At 63.3% G+C, this 19,374-nt stretch carries 19 protein-coding genes; 11 read left to right on the top strand and 8 right to left on the bottom strand.

All coding sequences use genetic code 11. The features are described from left to right. Positions 1-5 precede the first annotated feature (5 nt). Together AKG11_RS11780 and AKG11_RS11775 are read left to right on the top strand one after the other, a co-directional pair. On the top strand, positions 6-644 hold the full coding sequence (locus AKG11_RS11780) for a glutathione S-transferase family protein (RefSeq protein WP_245290204.1): 639 nt from the start codon (positions 6-8) through the stop codon (positions 642-644). A 105-nt stretch (positions 645-749) separates the two neighbouring features. Further along, a complete protein-coding gene (locus AKG11_RS11775) occupies positions 750-1,508 on the top strand; it encodes a class I SAM-dependent methyltransferase (protein ID WP_050744000.1) in 759 nt (252 codons plus the stop codon). Positions 1,509-1,528: 20 nt separating this feature from the next. Here the strand turns inward: AKG11_RS11775 and AKG11_RS11770 are convergent, their stop codons facing one another. Continuing rightward, positions 1,529-2,200, bottom strand: coding sequence for a DsbA family oxidoreductase (locus AKG11_RS11770; protein ID WP_050744048.1), 672 nt, complete (start codon positions 2,198-2,200; stop codon positions 1,529-1,531). 196 nt (positions 2,201-2,396) lie between these two features. After that, entirely contained in the window at positions 2,397-4,196 is a 1,800-nt protein-coding gene (locus AKG11_RS11765) for an extracellular solute-binding protein (RefSeq protein WP_245290205.1), read from the bottom strand. A gap of 289 nt (positions 4,197-4,485) precedes the next feature. Between AKG11_RS11765 and AKG11_RS11760 the strand changes: the two genes are divergently transcribed. Next, complete coding sequence (locus AKG11_RS11760; RefSeq protein ID WP_023512418.1) at positions 4,486-5,115, top strand: invasion associated locus B family protein; 630 nt, start codon at positions 4,486-4,488, stop codon at positions 5,113-5,115. A gap of 89 nt (positions 5,116-5,204) precedes the next feature. On the opposite strand, the gene hspQ is transcribed toward AKG11_RS11760, so the two are convergent. After that, complete coding sequence (hspQ, locus tag AKG11_RS11755) at positions 5,205-5,537, bottom strand: heat shock protein HspQ (RefSeq protein ID WP_050743998.1); 333 nt, start codon at positions 5,535-5,537, stop codon at positions 5,205-5,207. Positions 5,538-5,691: 154 nt separating this feature from the next. Between hspQ and AKG11_RS11750 the strand changes: the two genes are divergently transcribed. After that, positions 5,692-6,735, top strand: a complete 1,044-nt coding sequence (locus tag AKG11_RS11750) for a hypothetical protein (protein ID WP_050743997.1) — start codon at positions 5,692-5,694, stop codon at positions 6,733-6,735. Positions 6,736-6,773: 38 nt separating this feature from the next. Continuing rightward, positions 6,774-7,805: a TAXI family TRAP transporter solute-binding subunit gene (locus AKG11_RS11745; RefSeq protein ID WP_050743996.1), complete on the top strand. Its 1,032-nt coding sequence runs from the start codon at positions 6,774-6,776 to the stop codon at positions 7,803-7,805. A gap of 87 nt (positions 7,806-7,892) precedes the next feature. On the opposite strand, the gene glnA is transcribed toward AKG11_RS11745, so the two are convergent. Continuing rightward, on the bottom strand, positions 7,893-9,302 hold the full coding sequence (glnA, locus tag AKG11_RS11740; protein ID WP_023512422.1) for a type I glutamate--ammonia ligase: 1,410 nt from the start codon (positions 9,300-9,302) through the stop codon (positions 7,893-7,895). A 60-nt stretch (positions 9,303-9,362) separates the two neighbouring features. Then, positions 9,363-9,701 (bottom strand): P-II family nitrogen regulator, encoded by a 339-nt coding sequence (locus AKG11_RS11735; RefSeq protein WP_003515720.1) that lies wholly within the window; start codon positions 9,699-9,701, stop codon positions 9,363-9,365. A gap of 364 nt (positions 9,702-10,065) precedes the next feature. Between AKG11_RS11735 and AKG11_RS11730 the strand changes: the two genes are divergently transcribed. Both AKG11_RS11730 and AKG11_RS11725 read left to right on the top strand, forming a co-directional pair. Then, entirely contained in the window at positions 10,066-11,547 is a 1,482-nt protein-coding gene (locus tag AKG11_RS11730; RefSeq protein WP_050743995.1) for a bifunctional ADP-dependent NAD(P)H-hydrate dehydratase/NAD(P)H-hydrate epimerase, read from the top strand. A 54-nt stretch (positions 11,548-11,601) separates the two neighbouring features. After that, the gene (locus AKG11_RS11725; RefSeq protein ID WP_050744047.1) at positions 11,602-12,330 is read left to right on the top strand and encodes a 3-keto-5-aminohexanoate cleavage protein; all 729 of its coding nucleotides are present in this window, start codon (positions 11,602-11,604) and stop codon (positions 12,328-12,330) included. 40 nt (positions 12,331-12,370) lie between these two features. Here the strand turns inward: AKG11_RS11725 and AKG11_RS11720 are convergent, their stop codons facing one another. Genes AKG11_RS11720 through uvrA form a run of 3 tightly spaced genes read right to left on the bottom strand, consistent with a single transcriptional unit; the run spans position 12,371 to position 16,756 of the window. Continuing rightward, the gene (locus AKG11_RS11720) at positions 12,371-13,174 is read right to left on the bottom strand and encodes a DUF72 domain-containing protein (RefSeq protein ID WP_050743994.1); all 804 of its coding nucleotides are present in this window, start codon (positions 13,172-13,174) and stop codon (positions 12,371-12,373) included. Between the two features lie 35 nt (positions 13,175-13,209). Continuing rightward, on the bottom strand, positions 13,210-13,833 hold the full coding sequence (locus AKG11_RS11715; protein ID WP_050743993.1) for a glutathione S-transferase family protein: 624 nt from the start codon (positions 13,831-13,833) through the stop codon (positions 13,210-13,212). A gap of 4 nt (positions 13,834-13,837) precedes the next feature. Further along, on the bottom strand, positions 13,838-16,756 hold the full coding sequence (gene uvrA, locus AKG11_RS11710; protein WP_050743992.1) for an excinuclease ABC subunit UvrA: 2,919 nt from the start codon (positions 16,754-16,756) through the stop codon (positions 13,838-13,840). 292 nt (positions 16,757-17,048) lie between these two features. Here uvrA and AKG11_RS11705 point away from each other — a divergent pair, with 292 nt between their 5' ends. From AKG11_RS11705 to AKG11_RS11690, 4 genes are all read left to right on the top strand, one after another. After that, entirely contained in the window at positions 17,049-17,561 is a 513-nt protein-coding gene (locus AKG11_RS11705) for a single-stranded DNA-binding protein (protein WP_023514614.1), read from the top strand. A gap of 80 nt (positions 17,562-17,641) precedes the next feature. After that, complete coding sequence (locus AKG11_RS11700; RefSeq protein WP_050743991.1) at positions 17,642-18,049, top strand: cupin domain-containing protein; 408 nt, start codon at positions 17,642-17,644, stop codon at positions 18,047-18,049. Positions 18,050-18,273: 224 nt separating this feature from the next. Next, a complete protein-coding gene (locus AKG11_RS11695; RefSeq protein WP_023514612.1) occupies positions 18,274-18,714 on the top strand; it encodes a hypothetical protein in 441 nt (146 codons plus the stop codon). 36 nt (positions 18,715-18,750) lie between these two features. Then, a complete protein-coding gene (locus AKG11_RS11690) occupies positions 18,751-19,371 on the top strand; it encodes a hypothetical protein (RefSeq protein WP_024271058.1) in 621 nt (206 codons plus the stop codon). Positions 19,372-19,374: the final 3 nt, after the last annotated feature.

Here is a 19,374-nt window from a genome sequence, read left to right as displayed (position 1 = left end):
GGAGGATGAAGATGACGACCGCCAATACGTCCGCCACTGTCTACGGCGCCACCTACAGCGTCTATGTCCGCATCGTTCGGATCGCCCTTCACGAAAAGGGTGTGCCCTATGATCTCGTGCCGATCGACGTGTTCGCCGAGCAGGGATTGCCGGCGGACTATCAGGCGCGTCATCCCTTCGGCCGCATTCCCGCTTTCGAGCATGACGGTTTCCGCCTCTACGAGACGAGCGCCATCGCCCGCTATGTGGATGAGGCCTTCTTCGGCCCGTCGCTCCAGCCCCGCGATGTCCGTGAACGGGCGCGGATGAACCAGATCATCGCCATGCTGGACAACTATGCCTATCGGCCGATGGTCTGGGACGTCTATGTCCAGCGCATGGAGACCGAGCCGGCGGATGAGGCGCTCATCGCTGCCGGACTGGAAAAGGCTCGCACCTTCCTTGCGGCGCTTTCGGGCCTGCTCGGCGAGGGGCCCTGGCTGGCCGGATCACAACCCTCGCTCGCCGATTTTCATGCGGTGCCGATGTTTGCCCTGTTCGAGGAGGCACCGGAAGGCGCTACGCTTCTCGCTGAGTTTGCGCAAATCCGGGCCTGGTGGGAGGGGATCAGGGCGCGCTCCTCCGTGGCAGCGACGGGGGCGTGAATCCAAAGCTCGGGAAGCTTTTCAAACCTGCAGCTTTGCCGGTTCCTGAATCTCGCGGGACTGGTAATTTGAGCATGCGAGATTTTTCTCGTGGAGAATATAGATATGAATAATAGATACAGTTCTTTAGCGTCACTTGTTTACAATCTGGACAAACCCGTCGGCCGCTCGTTCGGTGATGTCGAATATTACCGTGCACGACTCCAGGAATGCGGTGGGCCCGTCCTCGAACCGGCAGTGGGCAATGGGCGCGTCTATGTACCGCTTCGCGAGGCGGGCATAGACGTAGACGGGTTCGATGCTTCCGAGGAGATGCTGGCCTATGGCCGGGAGGCGTGTCAGGCCCGCGGCATCGTCGCCAGACTTTCGCAGCAGACCTTCGAGACATTTCATTACGACAGGCGGTTCGCGGCGGCCATCATTCCCGCCGGTTCCTTTCAGCTCATCACCGATGGGAACGATGCGCTTGCCTTCCTCCGGCGCCTTCATGCTCACCTTCTGCCCGGCGGCAGGCTTATCATCGACATAGGCGGGATCGATGGCCTTTTCGGCTCGGCGGCGCCGACGCGCAGCTGGAAAACAGCAGAAGGCGATCTCCTAACCCTGCTCGACCATCGCGCCGAGCCGGACTATGTGTCCCAGACGACATCGGCGTACCTGCGTTATGAACGGTGGTCGGGAGGAGCACTGCTCGAAAGCGAGCTCGACCTCTTCACGCTGCGCTGGTGGGGCATGCAGGAACTCAGGCTTGCCCTGGAGGCGACCGGGTTTTCCGATGTCATCGTGTCCAGCGACTATGTCTTCGGCCAGGCACCTGGAAAGAACACCGGAACCATGACGTTCGAGGCACGGCGCAGCGGATAGAGGTGCCGCGCCCCTCCTGCTCAGTTCTTCCCGATGCGCTCCTGCGCCTTCAGGGCCGCGATCTCACGGAAGGCATTGGTCAGCACGTCCACCGACTGCGCACCCATCACGGCATACTTGTTGTCGATGATGAAGCAGGGAACGCCGGTCACGCCCATGTCGCGGGCCATGCCGATCTCCTCCTTGACCGAATCGACATCCGCGCCGGCCGAAAAGAGCGCAGTGACGACGGCGCGGTCCATGCCGCAGGCCTCGGCTATGTCGAGCAAGACGGCACGATCGCCGACATTGCGGCCCTCCTCGAAATAGGCCTTGAAGAGCGCAACCGCGACGCGACTCTGCACCTCGGGGCCTTCGATCATCGCCCAGCGCAGCAGGCGGTGGGCGTCGAGCGTGTTCGGGCTGATCTTCACGGCAGGAAAGTCGAAGTCGATGCCGGCTTCCTGGCCGAGCCCCGCCAGCATTTCATGCGCGCGCGTTACCGCCTCCTCGCCACCCAGTTTTTCAGCCAGGTGCTTCTTGTGGTCGACCCCTTCGGCCGGCATGTCGGGATTGAGCTGGTAAGGGCGGAACGTCACGGCGACCGCGAGATCGTCCTTGACCGCCTCGATCGCCTGTTCGAGACGCTTCTTGCCGAGATAGCACCATGGGCAGACGACGTCGGAGACGACATCGATCGTAATGGCTTCCATCTGCATTTCCTTTCAAGGCGCCGGACAATCCCGGCCACCGCGCAGCCGCATGCGCGGTCTGCGTGGCAGTGTCAAACATCTGCGACGGCGGCGGCCCGATAGGGCGCGCCGTGCTCTTACTGCCGAGATAGGCCGGCTTGCCGCCGCTTTCAACAGGTTACCTGGAGGTAACCCCAATTCTGGGGATAGCCTCTTTTTATTGCACCCGTTCATCCCACCAGACGGGAAGCTGAAAGCCCCAGAGCGGCGTCATGTCCGGGCGGCCGATGTTCTTGTTGCGCGCGATCCATTGCTCGCCGAGATGATAGAGCGGCACGACATAGTTGCCGGACAGCAGCATCCTGTCCTGGGCCCGTACGGCCGAGCCAAAATCCTCTGCCGTGCGGGCGGAAAGGATGGCAGCCATGACGCGGTCGAGGTCGGGATCGGCAACGCCCGCAAAGCTTTCGCTGCCTTCCGTGTCGCGTGCCTGCGATCCCCAGCGCCGCACCTGTTCGAGGCCCGGCGACAGGGAGGAGAGGAAGGCCTTCATGATGACGTCGTAGTCGAAGGTCTGGCTCCGGCTCTGGTACTGCGAATCATCGACGGTCCTGAGCGTGATGCGAATGCCGAGCGCGCCCAGGAAGCGCTGGTAGGCGAGGGCGAGTTTTTCCTGATCGGCATTCTGCGTCATGATCTCGAAGGCGAGCGGCTTGCCCGAGGCATCGACCATGCGGCCGTCCTTGATGGAATAGCCGGCAGCCTTGAAATGGTTCATCGCCTCGCGCAGCACCTTGCGGTCGCGGCCCGAACCATCGGTCACCGGTAGACGATAGGTGCCGTCGAGGAGGGCCGGATCGATCCGGCTCGCCGCATCGCCGAGGATCTCGCGCTCCCGTGCGTCGATCGGTGCGCTGAGCGCGGACAGCGCGGTGTTCTGCCAAAAGCTTTCCGTGCGGGTATAGGCGTTTTCAAACAGGCTGCGGTTGACCCATTCGAAGTCGAAGGCATAGAGCAGCGCCTTGCGCAGTTCCGCGTTCTGGAACATCGGACGCCTTGTGTTGAAGACGAAACCGAACATGACGGGCGGCAGCTTCGATTTCACGGCATCCTTGATGACCGTACCGGACTGGACAGCGGGGAAATCGTAGCCGCGCGCCCATTTGGTCGGATTGCCTTCCTGGTAGATGTCGACCGCGCCCTTCTTGAAGGCCTCGAACAGCGAGTTGTCCTGCAGGAAGTACTCCACCGAGATTTCGTCGTAATTGTCGAAACCGACCTTGGAGGGGATGTCCTTGCCCCAATAGTTCTGATCGCGCTCGTAGACGATGCGCTCGCCGGGTTTCACCAGCTTGACCTTGTAGGGGCCGGAGCCGAGCGGCAGGGCGAGCGACGACCGGTCGAACGTCTCCACATCGGTGGCGTGCTTCGGCAGGATCGGCGAGAGTGCGATCAGGAGCGGTGCCTCGCGGTCACCCTTGTCGTTGAAGGTGAAGCGGACGCTGTTGTTGCTGGTCTTTTCGAGTTTTTCCACGCTGTTCAGGCGGATGCTGAAGGGCGCGCGGCCCTTGTCCCGCATCAGCTCGAAGGTGAAGATGACGTCCTCGGGCGTCACCGGCTTGCCGTCCGCCCAGCGTGCCTTTGGGTTGAGGTGGAACTCGACGAAGCTGCGATCGTCGTCCCACTCCACGCTTTCGGCCAGAAGGCCGTACATGGTGAAGGCCTCGTCGCGCGAGCGCACCATCAGCGATTCGTAGACGAGATTGCCGAATTCGGGGTCCCACATGCCGCGCGCCGTGGTGCGCATGCTCTTGAGAATGAAGGGATTGAGGCTATCGAAAGTGCCGACGACGCCGTAGGAGATGCGCCCGCCCTTCTTCACGTCCGGATCGACGTAGCTGAAATGCTTGTAGTCCGCCGGCAGGGCCGGCGCGCCGTGCATGGCGATGCCGTGAACCGGGGCGGCATGGGCGAAGGTCGCGGGCAGGCCGAGAAGGCAGGCGGCAAGGGCCGTCAGGAAGGGGCGCAATTGTGTCTCCTCGTGGGGTCCGGATGATTCTTTCCCATTATACGCGCTTGAAACAGGACGGCAGCGTGGCAGGTGAGGGAAATCGAATACACGCGGGAATTTCATCAAGAAAGGCTGGATATCCGGCGCGGCCCATTGTAACAGGGTTCCCCGAAGCGGGTCATGCAAATGCCTCATTTCGCCGACAGGAGAGCGCACGGCTGACCAAATCGCCCGAAAGGGACCCAAAGGGGGCGCTGTCGCTCCGGCACCGGATTTTCAGGAGACCGAAATCGTTATGATCTTCACATCGCACCTCATCAAGCGGACCGTGCTTTCCGCCTTTGCTGCTTCCGTTGCCCTGGCGGCTGCTCCTTCCGCTTCGCTGGCACAGCAGCAGGCAGCTGTTCCGCCGAAGGGCTGGTTCAAGGTCTGCACCAAGCAGGAAGACAACGACGTCTGCATCGTGCAGAACCTGCTGACGGCCAATAGCGGCCAGCTCATCACCGCTGTCGGCCTCATCACCGTTGCCGGCAAGACCAACCGCAAGATCATGCAGGTCTCGGTGCCGAGCGCCCGTCTGATCCCGCCGGGCGTTCAGATGCAGATCGACGGTGGCAAGGCCCAGAAGCTCGACTACGCCATCTGCATGCCCGACAAGTGCGTCGCCGAAGTGCCGCTGACCGACCAGATGCTCGCCAGCCTCAAGAAGGGCGGCGAACTCGTCCTGACCTCGGTCAACTTCCAGCGCGCGCCGAACCCGATCAAGATTTCGCTTGAAGGCTTCACCGGCGTGTTCGACGGCGAACCGATCGAGCAGTCGCAGCTCGAAGAGCGCCAGCGTCTGCTGCAGGAAGAAATGCAGAAGAAGGCGGAAGAAGCCCGCAAGAAGCTCGAGGAAGCCCAGAAGGCTGCCAAGAGCCAGTAAGCGAGACGCTTCGCAAGACTTATGAAAAACCCGGCCATCGGCCGGGTTTTTTGTTGGGCGAAGCAGGGGCGGTTGGCCGAAGCGCGGCTTCAGTGAAAGATGCCGCTCTGCTCCTTCCAGCGATAATGCCCCTTGTCCACATCCATAAGGGCGCGGACCTGCGGATGGCGGATCGGCTTGCCGCTCTCGTCGGGCACGAGATTCTGTTCGGAGACATAGGCGACATATTCCGTGTCCTCGTTCTCCGCGAAGAGATGATAGAACGGTTGATCCTTCGATGGCCGGATTTCGGCGGGAATGGCATTCCACCACTCCTCCGTGTTGGCGAATTCCGGATCGACGTCAAAGATCACGCCACGGAAGGGGAAAACCCGATGGCGGACGATGTCGCCAATGGCAAATTTTGCGTTACGCATCTTCATGGCGTACCTACCTTTCCACTTATATTTGGGTAAATACGCCGAAACATCAATAGTTCAGCCGTCTGACACGTCTTTATCCAAGGGGGTGGGGCGCTTGCGCCACCGGTGGTTTCGGCGTACCTCGAAAGGGGGCGTCTCGCGTGGATCGGGTGGCATGAACAATCAATGGGGCAGGAGCGGTAACGTACAGGCGGCAAGCAGCGGCATCGGGGGCATCCTCTTCGCCTCCGTGGTGTGTCTGGCGCTTGGGGCTGCCGGCGGCTACGGCGCCTTACGGCTGATGGACGACGCCATTCCGCGCAGCGAGATCGACGCGCGCGACACGCGCATTGCGGACCTTGCGCGCGAACTCGACGCCCGCGCCGCCCAGGTCGAGGAAAGTACCCAGAAGGCACAGGCGCTGACCGAGGAGAGCGGCAAGCTCAAACGCCAGGTCGAGGCCCTGCGCAAGGATGCGAATGCATCGGATTCGGATGTGGCGACGATCGCCGCCGAACGCACCAAGCTTGCGCAGGAGGTCGTGCCCGCGCTCGAGAACGAGATCGAACTGCTCGGCCAGCGCGTCGCGGATGCCGAGGCGCAGCGGAAGAAGGCCGAGGAGGCCGTTAAGGACCGCGAGCGGCGCCTTTCGCTCCAGACCGACAAGATCGCCGGTCTTGAAAAGACCTGCACCCAGCAGGCTGCCGCGCGCGGCGCTGAGGCCGAGACGCTGAAGGCCGAGACCGCCAGCCTGCGTGAGGAGCTGGACAAGGTTCGCAAGGCCGAAGAGGCGCTGCGCACGAAGAACCTCCCGGCGCTGGAAGACGAGATCAAGCGCAAGGACGCGGAAATCGCGGCCCTCGGCGAGCGCACCAGGGCGCTGACGGGGCAGGTCGAAGCGCTCGAGGCAGCGAGCTGCATGGCGCTGCCGAAGGAACCGAACGACAATGGCCGCAAGGCGGTGCCGGAGAAGGAGGCGACCGGCGAGGCTGCCCGGGATGCCGTCATCCCGACCCTCAACCCGCGCAACGGCGCACGCGTGGCCGAAGCGATGCGCGAAACGCCCGGTCTCGATGCCCTGACCAGCGTACAGCGCGACCAGCTCGAACGCTCGCTTGCGGCCGGCGAATGCGTGACGAGCGCGCTTGGTGGCGTCTTCCGCCGCATCCCGGTTCTTGCGCTGCGAAACCTGATGCGCGACCTCGACAGTGACTGCTGAGCCGTAACCTTGAACGTATCCTCTAAGGGAGACCAGGAATGAAGCGATCTGTTCTTTTGGCCGTGCTCGGACTGGCGCTTTCCACCGCGGGCGCTTTCGCCGCGGATTTCGAGCGCAACATCATGACCGGCGGCCCGCAGGGCACCTATATCAAGATCGGCCGCGATATCGCCGCGCTCGGGGCCGAATGCGGCCAGATGCTCAATGTGCTGGAAAGCGCGGGATCGCTGGAGAATTTCGTCGGCGTGCGCAATCGCCGCAACACCCAGTTCGGCATCGTCCAGAGCGACGTGCTCGAATATCTGAAGACCTTCGAGAAGAACGATCCGGAGGTGCAGAAGGCCGTCAAGGGCGTGCGCATCATGTTCCCGCTCTACAACGAGGAGATCCACGTCCTCGCGCGCACCGACATTGGCAGCCTGAAGGATCTCGCCGGCAAGAAGGTGGCTGTCGGCAAGAAGGATTCGGGCACCTTCCTCACCGCCACGCTCATCATGGACATCCTTCAGGTCAAGGCCGGCGAGCGCATGGACATCAACCCGGACGAGGCGCTGCCGAAGCTTGTCTCCGGCGAGATCGACGCCTTCTTCTACGTTGCCGGTGCGCCCGCCTCGCTCTTTACCGGCAACGCCATCGACAAGACGAAATTCCACCTCGTGCCGATCACCGAGGCGCCCCTGCTGGCCACCTATACGCCCTCGCGCATCGAGCCCGGCACCTATTCCTTCCAGGACAAGCCGGTGGATCTCATCGCCGTCAAGGCGGTGATGATGACCTACGACTACGACACGAAGCGCAACGCCTATCACCGCGACAGCTGCAAGACGGTGGCGGACTTCTCCAACCTCATCGTCACCGGCCTCGACAAGCTGAAGACGACGGGCCATCCGAAGTGGAAGACGGTGGATCTCACCGCGCTGCCGCCGGGCTGGCAGGTCGGCGTCTGCGTGAAGGCCGGCATGGCGCTCGACTACAAGCCCGCCTGCAAGCCCGCTGCGGCTGCCACCAGCGCGACGGACGACAGCAACGAGGAATATCTCAACCTGTTGAAGCAGCGGCTCCAGCCGTAGGCAGGACATTCCCGCGCCGCCACAACGCTCCGCGATAAACAAAAAACCCGGCCAGAGGCCGGGTTTTTCGTCGTGGGTCGCTGCCGATCAGGCGGAGTAGTACATGTCGAACTCGACCGGGTGCGGGGTCATTTCGAAGCGCATGACTTCCACCATCTTCAGCTCGATGTAGCTGTCGATCTGGTCGTCGTCGAAGACGCCGCCGGCGGTCAGGTACTTGCGGTCCTTGTCGAGGCTTTCCAGCGCTTCGCGCAGCGAGCCGCAGACGGTCGGGATCTTCTTCAGTTCCTTCGGCGGCAGGTCGTAGAGATCCTTGTCCATGGCCTTGCCGGGATGGATCTTGTTCTTGATGCCGTCGAGGCCGGCCATCAGCATGGCGGCGAAGCCGAGATAGGGGTTGCCGAGCGGGTCGGGGAAGCGGATTTCGACGCGCTTGGACTTCGGACCGGTACCGAACGGAATGCGGCACGAGGCCGAGCGGTTGCGGGCCGAATAGGCGAGCAGGACCGGCGCCTCATAGCCCGGGACGAGACGCTTGTAGGAGTTCGTCGTCGGGTTGGTGAAGGCGTTGATCGACTTGGCATGCTTGATGATGCCGCCGATGAAGTAGAGGCACGATTCCGACAGGCCGGCATATTCGTCACCGGCGAACTGCGGCTTCGAATCCTTCCAGATCGACAGGTGGACGTGCATGCCCGAACCGTTGTCGCCGAAAATCGGCTTCGGCATGAAGGTGGCCGTCTTGCCATAGGCATTGGCGACCTGGTGCACGACGTACTTGTAGATCTGCACCTTGTCGGCGCTGCGCACCAGCGTATCGAACTTGACGCCGAGCTCGTGCTGGGCGGCGGCCACTTCGTGGTGCTGCTTCTCGACGGTGACGCCCATCTCGGTGAGGACCGTCAGCATTTCGGAGCGCATGTCCTGGCAGCTGTCGACCGGCGGAACCGGGAAGTAGCCGCCCTTGACGCGCGGGCGATGGCCGAGGTTGCCGGTCTCGTAGTCGGTGTCGTCGTTGGACGGCAGCTCGGAACTGTCCAGCTTGAAGCCGGTGTTGTACGGGTCGGCCTTGTACTTCACGTCGTCGAAGACGAAGAATTCCGGTTCCGGGCCGGCATAGACGGTGTCGCCGATGCCCGAGGCCTTGAGATAGGCTTCCGCCTTCTTGGCCGTGCCGCGCGGATCGCGGTTGTAGCTCTCGCCGGAGACCGGATCGAGGATATCGCACATGATGACCATGGTGGACTGCGCGAAGAACGGATCCATGTGCACGGTCGCCGGGTCGGGCATCAGCACCATGTCGGACTCGTTGATCGCCTTCCAGCCGCCGATCGAGGAGCCGTCGAACATGACGCCGTCGGCGAACATGTCCTCGTCGACGCAGCCGACGTCCATCGTGACGTGATGCAGCTTGCCCTTCGGGTCGGTGAAGCGCAGATCGACGAACTTGACGTCGTTTTCCTTGATCTGCTTGAGGATTTCATTGGCAGTCGTCATTGTGTTGCGTTCCTGTGTGAGATGACGAGATGAAAGCCGCAGCCGGATGGCCGGGCGGGATTAGATGGCGTCGACGCCGGTTTCGCCGGTGCGGATGCGGATGACTTCTTCGACGTTGGAGACGAAGATCTTGCCATCGCCGATGCGGCCAGTCTGGGCCGCGTTGCGGATCGCCTCGATGACCGCCTCCGCATTTTCGTCCGCCAGAACGACCTCGACCTTAACCTTGGGCAGGAAGTCGACAACGTATTCGGCGCCACGGTAGAGTTCCGTGTGGCCCTTTTGGCGTCCAAAGCCCTTCGCCTCGGTGACGGTGATACCCTGCAGGCCAACTTCCTGAAGGGCTTCCTTCACCTCATCGAGCTTGAAGGGCTTGATGATCGCTTCGATCTTTTTCATGAGAAAATGTCTCTCCGCTTCTCCCGTTTGCGCGCGGTGTGCGCCCGCTGCACAATCAAATGCACGTATCATGCCAACTTGAGCAAAACCTATGCCGGATCGGATGAAATCCGTGTCCGGTGTGTTTCTGCCCGTCCTCACGCCGTGGATGATGCGGCTTTCCGGGCGAAAGGGCCAGCGGAATCTGCCTAAAAATTGTCACTTTCCGCCATCGTGGGCTGCTGCGAGGCGCGGAGTCGATGGACCTGCCGCGTAAAGCTGCAATTTTGAGCATATCGAATATGCAGATGCATAAAAAACAGGCTTGATGTCGGGCGGATCCCCGGGCTTGTTTCCACTATGGTTTTGCGCGCATGGTGGCGACATGCACAAGGACATGGACACACTCATCGTCACGCCCGAGGATATGGGCCGGATCGACCGGGCCGCGGCCCTCAGCCTCTCGAGCTACGGTCTTATGGAACGGGCAGGGCAGGCAGTTGCCGCCGCCGCCTTGCGCCGCTTTCCGGGCGCGCTGCGCTTTGTCGTGCTCTGCGGGCCGGGCAACAATGGCGGCGACGGATATGTCGCGGCCAGCGCCCTGCTGGAGGCGGGGGCCTGCGTCGCCGTGCATGCGCTCGGGGAGCCCTCGGCCCTGGCAGGGGATGCCGCAAGCGCCTTCGCCCGATTTTCCGGCTCCGTCCTGCCCCTGGCGGCCTACAGGCCCACCGCAGGCGACGTCGTTGTCGATGCGCTGTTCGGCGCGGGGCTTTCGCGGGATGTGCCCCAGGCGGTCGCAGAGACGATCGACGCCGTTTGTCGCAGCACCATTCCGGTTCTGGCGGTGGATCTTCCGTCAGGCGTCGACGGCCGGACCGGGCGGGTGCGGGGCACGGCCTTCGCGGCGACCGCGACAGTCACCTTCATGTGCCGCAAGCCGGGCCATCTGCTTTTGCCCGGCCGCAGCCTCGCGGGCGAACTCGAAGTCTTCGACATCGGCATCCCCGCGCGCTTTCTGGCCCGGCATGCGGAGCATATGCGCGTGAACACGCCGACAATCTGGCGTCTCGCGCTGCCCTTGCAGGGCAGCGGTATCCACAAATACGAACGTGGCCATCTTGCCGTCTTTTCCGGCCCGGCCTTGGCCACGGGCGCCGCGCGCCTCTCCGTTGCGGCAGGCCTTCGCGCCGGCGCCGGCCTTGTCACGCTGCTTTCCTCGCAGGAAGCGCTTTCCGTCAATGCCGCACAGCTGACCGCGGCGATGCTGAAGCCCGTCGATAGCGACGACGACCTCTTAGCCCTCATCGACGACGCACGGCTGCAGACCTTCGTGCTCGGTCCCGGCTTCGGCGACGGCGCGCGGGCGAGGGACTATGTGCGCCTCATTGCCGACAACGGCCGGCGCCTGGTGCTCGACGCCGACGGCATCAGCGCCTTCCGCGAGGATCCGGCGATGCTCTTTTCACGCTTCTCCACCGGCGCCCCGCGGCTGGTGTTGACGCCGCACGACGGCGAGTTCGCGCGCCTCTTTCCGGACCTTGCGATGGACGAGGCCCTTTCGAAAATCGACCGTGCGCGCAAAGCCGCCGCGCGCAGCAACGGCATCGTGATCCTCAAGGGGGCAGACACCGTGATCGCCGCGCCGGATGGCCGGGTCCTCGTCAACGAAAACGCGCCGCCCTGGCTGGCGACGGCCGGTTCCGGCGATGTGCTGGCCGGCATCGTCGGTGCGCATCTTGCCCAGGGCATGCCCGCTTTCGAAGCGGCCGCCAGCGCCGTCTGGCGCCATGGCGAAGCGGGTCGCGTGGTGGGTGAGGGGCTGACGGCGGAGGATCTGCCGGACGCCATTCCGCCCTGGCCAGCATAACGACCCTGCCGGCTGCCTATGTCTTGAACGGAACCGGGAATGAGGGAGACCGGCATGATCGTCCAGGCCTGCATCAACGGTGCCCGCCCCGCGGACTACCATCCGTGCCTGCCGCTGACGGCGGAGGCGATGGCGATCGATGCCGCGGCCTGCATTGCCGCCGGCGCGGCGGAGCTCCACATCCATCCGCGCGGCCCGGACGGGCGCGAGAGCCTGGCCGCGGTCGACGAGACGGTGCGCGCCGTGCGTGAACGATGCCCCGGCACATTCATCGGGGTGTCGACGGGCGCCTGGATCGAAGGTGACCCCGCGCGCACACGCAGCCTCATTGCGGCATGGCAGGAACGTCCCGACTACGCCTCGGTCAATCTCTCCGAACCGGACGCGCCCGCGGTCATCGACCTGCTGCACCGGACAGGCGTCGGCGTCGAGGCGGGGCTGGCGCGCGTCGCGGATGCGGAACGGTTCGTCGCCCTGCCGGCGTGCCGGCGCGCACTGCGCATCCTCATCGAGATTGATCAGGAGCAGGATTTTCGAAGCGCGGACGCCATCGTGGACGGGATCGCCCGGGTTCTCGCAACGGCCGGTGTCCGCCGGCCGATCCTCCTGCACGGAGCAGATTTGACTGTCTGGCATTTCGTCCGGCGCGCACACCGGGAACGCTGGTCCACGCGGGTCGGCCTGGAAGACGGCTGCCTGCGCCTCGACGGCGAGAGAGCCGCTGGAAACGCCGACATGGTTTCCGATGCCGTCCGGCTCCTCCGCTCGGCGGTTCCGGGCTGACGCCCGTGCCGAAGAGGGCACGGGCGGGCGGCGGTCCGTCTCAGCCGGTACGCCGCTGCAGTTCGCGTGCACCGTTCGGTGCGTTCACCTTGCCTGAGGTGATGAAGAAGGCGAAAACGTCGCGGGGTTTCTTCGCCAGCTTGGTCGCCGGGTCGATCTTCGGCAGATCGGTCGGTTCGCCGCCGCCGGACCAGGCCTTGAGCCGCTCCGCCCATTCGTCGAGCGCTTCCGGTGGATAGCAGGTCTCAACGTCGTCGGAGCCCTTCTGCAGGCGGGCATAGACGAAATCCGCCGTGACGTCGGCGATCTCGGGATAGTCCATATGCTGGGCGTAGACGATCGCCGCGTTGTATTTGCGGGCAAGCGCCGCGAATTCGGGCACGAGGAACGTTTCGTTGCGCACCTCCAGCGCGTGTTTCAGCGCGAGGCCGTCCAGCTTCTCCGGCAGGAGCTTCAGGAAGCCCTCGAAGTCCTCCGGCTCGAACTTTTTCGTCGGCGGGAACTGCCAGAGGATCGGGCCGAGATGGTCGCCGAGCTCGGTGAGCCCCTGCGTCAGGAACTTTTCGACGGATTCGCCGCCATCGGCGAGAACCTTGCGGTTCGTCGTGAAGCGGCTCGCCTTCAGCGAGAAGATGAAGCCGTCAGGCACTTCGGAGGCCCATTTGGCAAAAGTTTCCGGCTTCTGTGAGCCGTAATAGGTGCCGTTGACCTCGATCGAGGTCAATTCGCGGCTGGCGAATTCGAGCTGGCGCTTCTTCGGCAGTTTTTCGGGATAGAACGTGCCTTCCCAGGGATCGAAGGTCCAGCCACCGATGCCGGTTCTGATGGTGCCGGATGTGCTCATGTCAGTTCTCCTCGACAGACAGATGGCGGCGCCTTTCAAGCGGGCGCGATGAAGGGCTGGGAAATCTCCTGAAACACCGGCAAGGCTTCCATGCCGGCGCAATGGGCGGCCAGGGCGGGGTAGCGCGCCGGATTGACCAGGCCGGGATGGGCCTCGCTGACATGCCGCCAGGCGCAGGCGACGGCAACATCCGCATGGGTCAGGCGGCCGAACCAGTGCTCTCCCGGCCGCGCCGCGCGCTCGGCGTCCAGCGCCGCCAGCACGGTCAGGATCTGCGCGCGGCAGCGTTCGACGAAATAGGTCGATGGCGCCTCGTGCAGGTGCAGTTCATAGAACAGGCTGACGCCCTTGTCGGCGAAACCGGTTGCGAAGGTCATCACCTTCAGGGCCTGCCGTCGCTCGGGTTCGGCCTGCGGAAGAAGGCGGCTCTCCGGCGGGACAAGGCCATCGAGGTAGTCGAGGATGGAATGGCTGTCGGCCACCACGTCGCCATCGTCGAGCACGAGCGTCGGCACCCGCATCAGCGGGTTGACCGCCTGCACCCTGTCGCCCTCGCTGAACACCGACCAGGGCCGGTGCTCGAAGGGGAGACCATAGAGTTTCAGCGCGATGCCGACACGGCGCACATAGGACGAATCATACTGGCCGATCAGGATCATGGCGCTATTCCGCCGCGATCGTCTTCATCGGCCGCCGCTCCAGCAGCTCCCTCAGGAAATGGCCGGTATAGGAGCGTTCCACCTTCACGACATCCTCGGGTGTTCCCTCGGCGATCACCTCGCCGCCGCCATCGCCGCCCTCGGGGCCGAAGTCGATGATCCAGTCCGCGGTCTTGATGACCTCCAGATTGTGTTCGATGACGACGACCGAATTGCCCTGGTTGACGAGCTCGTGCAACACTTCGAGCAGCTTTGCCACGTCGTGGAAGTGCAGGCCCGTCGTCGGCTCGTCGAGGATGTAGAGCGTGCGGCCGGTCGAGCGCTTCGACAGCTCCTTGGCGAGCTTGACGCGCTGCGCCTCGCCGCCCGACAGGGTGTTCGCCTGCTGGCCGACCTTGATGTAACCGAGGCCAACCTGGTTCAGCGTCACCAGCTTGTCGCGCACGGCCGGCACGGCGGCAAAGAACTCGACGCCTTCCTCCACGGTCATGTCGAGCACGTCGGCGATCGACTTGCCCTTGAAGGTGACGTCGAGGGTTTCGCGGTTGTAGCGCTTGCCGTGGCAGACGTCGCAGGTGACGTAGACGTCGGGCAGGAAGTGCATCTCGATCTTGATGACGCCGTCGCCCTGGCAAGCCTCGCAGCGCCCGCCCTTGACGTTGAAGGAGAAGCGGCCAGGCTGGTAGCCGCGCGCCTTCGCTTCCGGCAGGCCGGCGAACCAGTCGCGGATCGGCGTGAAGGCGCCGGTATAGGTCGCCGGGTTCGAGCGCGGCGTGCGGCCGATCGGCGACTGGTCGATGTCGATGACCTTGTCGATATATTCGAACCCGTCGATGCGCTCGTGTTCGGCAGGGATTTCCCGTGCGCCCATGATGCGGCGGGCGGCCGACTTGTAGAGCGTTTCGATCAGAAAGGTCGACTTGCCGCCGCCGGAAACCCCGGTCACTGCGGTGAAGACGCCGAGCGGGATCGATGCGGTAACATTCTTCAGGTTGTTCGCTTTCGCGCCGACGACCTTGATTTCCTTCTTTTTCTTCGGCTTGCGGCGCTCCCCGGGGATAGCCACGGAAAGTTCGCCGGAAAGGTATTTTCCGGTCAGCGACGCCGGATTGGCGATCACCTCGCCGGGCGTGCCCTGCGCGATCACCTCGCCGCCATGGATACCGGCGGCGGGGCCGATATCGACCACATAGTCCGCCGTCAGGATCGCATCCTCGTCATGCTCGACGACGATGACCGTGTTGCCGATGTCGCGCAGGTGCCGGAGCGTGTCGAGCAGGCGCGCATTGTCGCGCTGGTGCAGACCGATGGAGGGCTCGTCCAGCACGTAGAGCACGCCCGTGAGGCCCGAACCGATCTGCGAGGCGAGGCGGATGCGCTGGCTCTCGCCGCCCGAAAGCGTTCCCGAATTGCGCGACAGCGAGAGATATTCGAGGCCGACATCGTTGAGGAAGCGCAGGCGCTCGCGGATTTCCTTGAGGATGCGGACGGCAATCTCGTTCTGCTTGCTGTTGAGATGCTCCGGCAGCGCCTCGAACCAGTCGCGCGCGACGCGGATCGACATGGCCGTCGCTTCGCCGATATGCAGCTTGTTGATCTTGACGGCCAGCGCCTCGGGCTTCAGACGGAAGCCGTTGCAGGCCGGGCAGGGGGCCGCCGACATGTAGCGCTCGATTTCCTCGCGCGACCAGGCGCTGTCCGTTTCCTTCCAGCGGCGTTCGAGGTTCGGCACGATGCCCTCGAAGGTTTTGACCGTCTTGTAGGAACGCGCGCCGTCCTTGTAGTTGAACTCGATCTTTTCCTGCGTGCCGTTGAGGATCGCGCCCTGCGCCGCCGCCGACAGTTCGGACCAGCGGTTCGACAGCTTGAAGCCATAGACGGCGCCGAGCGCTTCCAGCGTCTGGTTGTAGTAGGGCGAGGAGGACTTGGCCCAGGGCGCGATGGCGCCGTCGTGCAGCGTGCGCTCCACCTCGGGCACGATGAGGTCGGCGTCGATCTTCTGCTGGCTGCCGAGGCCGTCACAGGTCGGGCAGGCGCCGAAGGGGTTGTTGAACGAGAAGAGCCGGGGCTCGATTTCCGGAATGGTGAAGCCGGAGACAGGGCAGGCGAACTTTTCGGAGAACAGCACGCGCTCGTGCGTTTCGTTCAGCGATTTGTTGGCCGAGCCGCCGGCGGCCGTCTCTTCCACGGGCAGCGGCTTGTCGGCAAATTCTGCGATCGCCAGGCCATCGGCGAGCTTCAGGCTGGTCTCGAGACTGTCCGCAAGACGCGAGGAAAGGTCGGCGCGCACGACGACGCGGTCGACCACCACGTCGATGTCGTGTTTGTACTTCTTGTCGAGCGCGGGCACGTCGGCGATCTCGTAGAACTGGCCGTCGACCTTGACGCGCTGAAAACCCTTCTTCATCAGCTCGGCGAGTTCCTTCTTGTACTCGCCCTTGCGGCCGCGCACGACGGGCGCGAGAATGTAGAGGCGCGTGCCTTCGCCGAAATCCACGACACGGTCGACCATCTGGCTGACCGTCTGGCTTTCGATCGGCAGACCCGTCGCCGGCGAATAGGGCACGCCGACGCGCGCGAAGAGCAGGCGCATGTAGTCATAGATCTCGGTGACCGTGCCGACCGTCGAGCGCGGGTTCTTCGAGGTCGTCTTCTGCTCGATGGAAATGGCGGGCGAGAGGCCGTCGATCTGATCGACGTCGGGCTTCTGCATCATCTCGAGGAACTGGCGGGCATAGGCCGACAGGCTCTCGACGTAACGGCGCTGGCCCTCGGCATAGATCGTGTCGAAGGCGAGCGACGATTTGCCGGAGCCCGAAAGGCCCGTCATGACGATCAGCTTGTTGCGGGGCAGGTCGAGGTCGATGCCCTTGAGATTGTGTTCGCGGGCGCCGCGAATGGAAATGGTCTTGAGTTCGCTCATGGTGTCCAGCGTCGAAGGTCGTTGCGCATCAAATTCGGATCAGGCCCCTATGTAGGGATCGGACGGGGCCTGTCCATGTGCGGGTCAGAGAATTCCGTGCCCGTTTCCGATTCGGTTGACAAGAGTGTAGGGATTTATTAGAACAAAAAAAGAACAAAAATCTGCAATTCATCTGTGGATTACCACCTCTGCGGGGCGGCGCCGATGGCCGGCAGCCGATAAGATGCCGCATTCGTGTAGTGAAATGACGCCGGGCAATCTGCGCCCGGCGCGACAACGGGAAGTTACGGGTATGGCTGGAAGCGTCAACAAGGTGATCTTGATCGGCAATGTCGGGGCGGACCCGGAAATCCGGCGCACGCAGGACGGTCGGCCGATCGCCAACCTGCGCATCGCCACGTCCGAGACCTGGCGCGACCGCAACAACGGCGAACGCCGCGAGAAGACCGAATGGCACAATGTCGTCGTCTTCAACGAGGGCCTGTGCAAGGTCGTTGAGCAATATGTGAAAAAGGGCGCGAAACTCTACATCGAGGGCGCGCTGCAGACCCGCAAGTGGCAGGACCAGACCGGCAACGATCGCTACTCGACGGAAGTCGTGCTGCAGGGCTTCAACTCGACGCTGACCATGCTGGACGGCCGCGGTGAAGGCGGCGGCGCAAGCCGCGGCGGCGGCGATTTCGGCGGCGCGCCCAACTATGACGACTACGGCTCGCGCCCGTCTTCGGGTGGTGGCGCCAGCGGCGGCGGCAACCGTTCGGGCGGTTCGCTCTCGCGGGACATGGACGACGACATCCCGTTCTGAGGACGGCAGCGAGGCCGGCAATCAGGTCGGCCTCCGCTCAACGCGCGTCCGGCGGGCAGCAATGCGGTAGGAGGTGCGTCATGGGCGACGAGAAGACGGCCGCGGATGTGCTTTTCCTGCGTCCGGGCGAGGGCCGGGCCTATCCACTCGGTCGCATGAGCGCAGTGTTCAAGGCGGATCACCACGAAACCGCAAGCGCCTACAGCGTTTCCGAATGGTGGCTGGAGCCGAACACGACAGGGCCGGGCGCCCATTTCCACACCGACAATATCGAGCTTTTTTATGTGATTGCCGGAACGGCCAGCATTCTGGCTGGCGAGGACTGGCTGGAAGCGCCTGCGGGCAGCTTCGTGCGCATCCCGGCCACTGTCATGCACGACTTCGAGAACCGCACGGATGCGCGTGTCGGCCTGCTCAATGTCTTCCTGCCGGGCGGTTTCGAGGAAAACATGCCGGCCATCGTCAGATGGTTTGCCGACAATCCCTGAGCGCTCTGCCGCGGGGATAGACCATTTCGTATCGGACCGGCTGTTCGGGCGGATGGCCATATGGGCGAAGATGCCAACATCCCGTTCCGGTCGTTCTGACTTTCTTAGTCTCTTCCCGGCATGATCCGGCCGCGGATACGGGGAGCGATCCGTGCCCGGGTCGTCTATTGCATGGCCGGAGGTGCATTTTAGTAAAATTCATTTGTAAAACAGGGGGCTTTCGAATGGGTTTGATCAATTTCATCCAGCGGATACGGGCTGGCAAAACGGATTTCCAGAAGGAAGCGCGCTACGGTCGCGCCAATGCGCGCGCCAGCGACTACATGGCTGTTGCTCAATGGTATGTCGAAAATTGTGACGACCCGCCGCATGTCCTGCAGAATTTCACCGAACTGGACGCCCGCGGCTTCCGGGCCGGGCACAAGGCCATTCTCTATGGATTCCGCAACGACATCGAGCGCAAGCTTGGCCATGCCCGGCATATCGGCACCCGCCAGAACCCCTGGATCGCGGCATTCGAGCGGCCTGCCGACCAGACGGTCTACTGCGCCTATGTGCTTCTGCGGGACGACAAGCAGAACTTCGCGGTGATGAAGCCCTATTGGTTCCTCTCGGCGGGCGAGCAGGAGAAGGACTACCGCTCGGACGTCATGAACGTCATCTGATCCGTGATCGAACAAGAACATCTGGAGTAGCCGGCAATGCCGAACATGACCGCCATCACGTCCGATCCCGAGAGCTTCCTGAAGAACAACCTGTTGCTGATCCAGTACCAGGCCTATGAATCAGGATACCGCAACCCCGGTGTGAAACGCTTTCTGCTGAACAAGGAAGACGACTTCACCTGCATGCGCAAGGGAACGGGCATCATTTCTCAGTTCAAGGAGAAGACCGTCGATGTCTGGTCGATAAAGTCGACCAATGCGCAGAACGCCAACGGCTGGGACTGCTACTGGCTGCCCTATGACCAGGATTTCAAGCATGTCGTCGTTCTCGAAAGCGACGCCGACGTGATGCTGACGCCGGCGATGGACGGATGCTCGTTCGGCTTCACGAACCATGGCGGTGGCGTCTATTCCGCATCGCACGGAAACCTGCAGACGCCGATGGGGCGCATCGACGAGGCCGGCCTGCGGCAGGGCATGCGCTTCCACAAGTCGACGCTGCACAAGTCCGACTACATGAACGTGCCCGGCCAGACCGACGTCAAGGTCACCATGGTCGGCGTGCGCAAGGGCAATAAGTGGCGCTTCTTCTACCAGCAGTATCTTGACCAGATGGGGGCCTTCTACCTGCTGAATGTCCGGGAACTGAAGGGGTAGTCG

Origin of the sequence: Shinella sp. SUS2 (assembly GCF_001262505.1) — a bacterium.
Classification (GTDB): domain Bacteria; phylum Pseudomonadota; class Alphaproteobacteria; order Rhizobiales; family Rhizobiaceae; genus Shinella.
This window is presented reverse-complemented; position numbering and strand designations above follow the sequence as displayed.

Excerpts from the sequence above, each read along its gene's own strand:
- uvrA (WP_050743992.1), bottom strand. The coding sequence starts at position 16,756 with ATGAGCGAACTCAAGACCATTTCCATTCGCGGCGCCCGCGAACACAAT.
- AKG11_RS11730 (WP_050743995.1), top strand. The coding sequence starts at position 10,066 with ATGCACAAGGACATGGACACACTCATCGTCACGCCCGAGGATATGGGC.
- AKG11_RS11715 (WP_050743993.1), bottom strand. The coding sequence starts at position 13,833 with ATGATCCTGATCGGCCAGTATGATTCGTCCTATGTGCGCCGTGTCGGC.
- AKG11_RS11745 (WP_050743996.1), top strand. The coding sequence starts at position 6,774 with ATGAAGCGATCTGTTCTTTTGGCCGTGCTCGGACTGGCGCTTTCCACC.
- AKG11_RS11725 (WP_050744047.1), top strand. The coding sequence starts at position 11,602 with ATGATCGTCCAGGCCTGCATCAACGGTGCCCGCCCCGCGGACTACCAT.
- AKG11_RS11760 (WP_023512418.1), top strand. The coding sequence starts at position 4,486 with ATGATCTTCACATCGCACCTCATCAAGCGGACCGTGCTTTCCGCCTTT.
- AKG11_RS11690 (WP_024271058.1), top strand. The coding sequence starts at position 18,751 with ATGCCGAACATGACCGCCATCACGTCCGATCCCGAGAGCTTCCTGAAG.
- AKG11_RS11770 (WP_050744048.1), bottom strand. The coding sequence starts at position 2,200 with ATGGAAGCCATTACGATCGATGTCGTCTCCGACGTCGTCTGCCCATGG.
- AKG11_RS11700 (WP_050743991.1), top strand. The coding sequence starts at position 17,642 with ATGGGCGACGAGAAGACGGCCGCGGATGTGCTTTTCCTGCGTCCGGGC.
- AKG11_RS11720 (WP_050743994.1), bottom strand. The coding sequence starts at position 13,174 with ATGAGCACATCCGGCACCATCAGAACCGGCATCGGTGGCTGGACCTTC.
- AKG11_RS11695 (WP_023514612.1), top strand. The coding sequence starts at position 18,274 with ATGGGTTTGATCAATTTCATCCAGCGGATACGGGCTGGCAAAACGGAT.
- hspQ (WP_050743998.1), bottom strand. The coding sequence starts at position 5,537 with ATGAAGATGCGTAACGCAAAATTTGCCATTGGCGACATCGTCCGCCAT.
- AKG11_RS11775 (WP_050744000.1), top strand. The coding sequence starts at position 750 with ATGAATAATAGATACAGTTCTTTAGCGTCACTTGTTTACAATCTGGAC.
- AKG11_RS11750 (WP_050743997.1), top strand. The coding sequence starts at position 5,692 with ATGAACAATCAATGGGGCAGGAGCGGTAACGTACAGGCGGCAAGCAGC.
- AKG11_RS11780 (WP_245290204.1), top strand. The coding sequence starts at position 6 with ATGAAGATGACGACCGCCAATACGTCCGCCACTGTCTACGGCGCCACC.
- AKG11_RS11705 (WP_023514614.1), top strand. The coding sequence starts at position 17,049 with ATGGCTGGAAGCGTCAACAAGGTGATCTTGATCGGCAATGTCGGGGCG.
- glnA (WP_023512422.1), bottom strand. The coding sequence starts at position 9,302 with ATGACGACTGCCAATGAAATCCTCAAGCAGATCAAGGAAAACGACGTC.
- AKG11_RS11735 (WP_003515720.1), bottom strand. The coding sequence starts at position 9,701 with ATGAAAAAGATCGAAGCGATCATCAAGCCCTTCAAGCTCGATGAGGTG.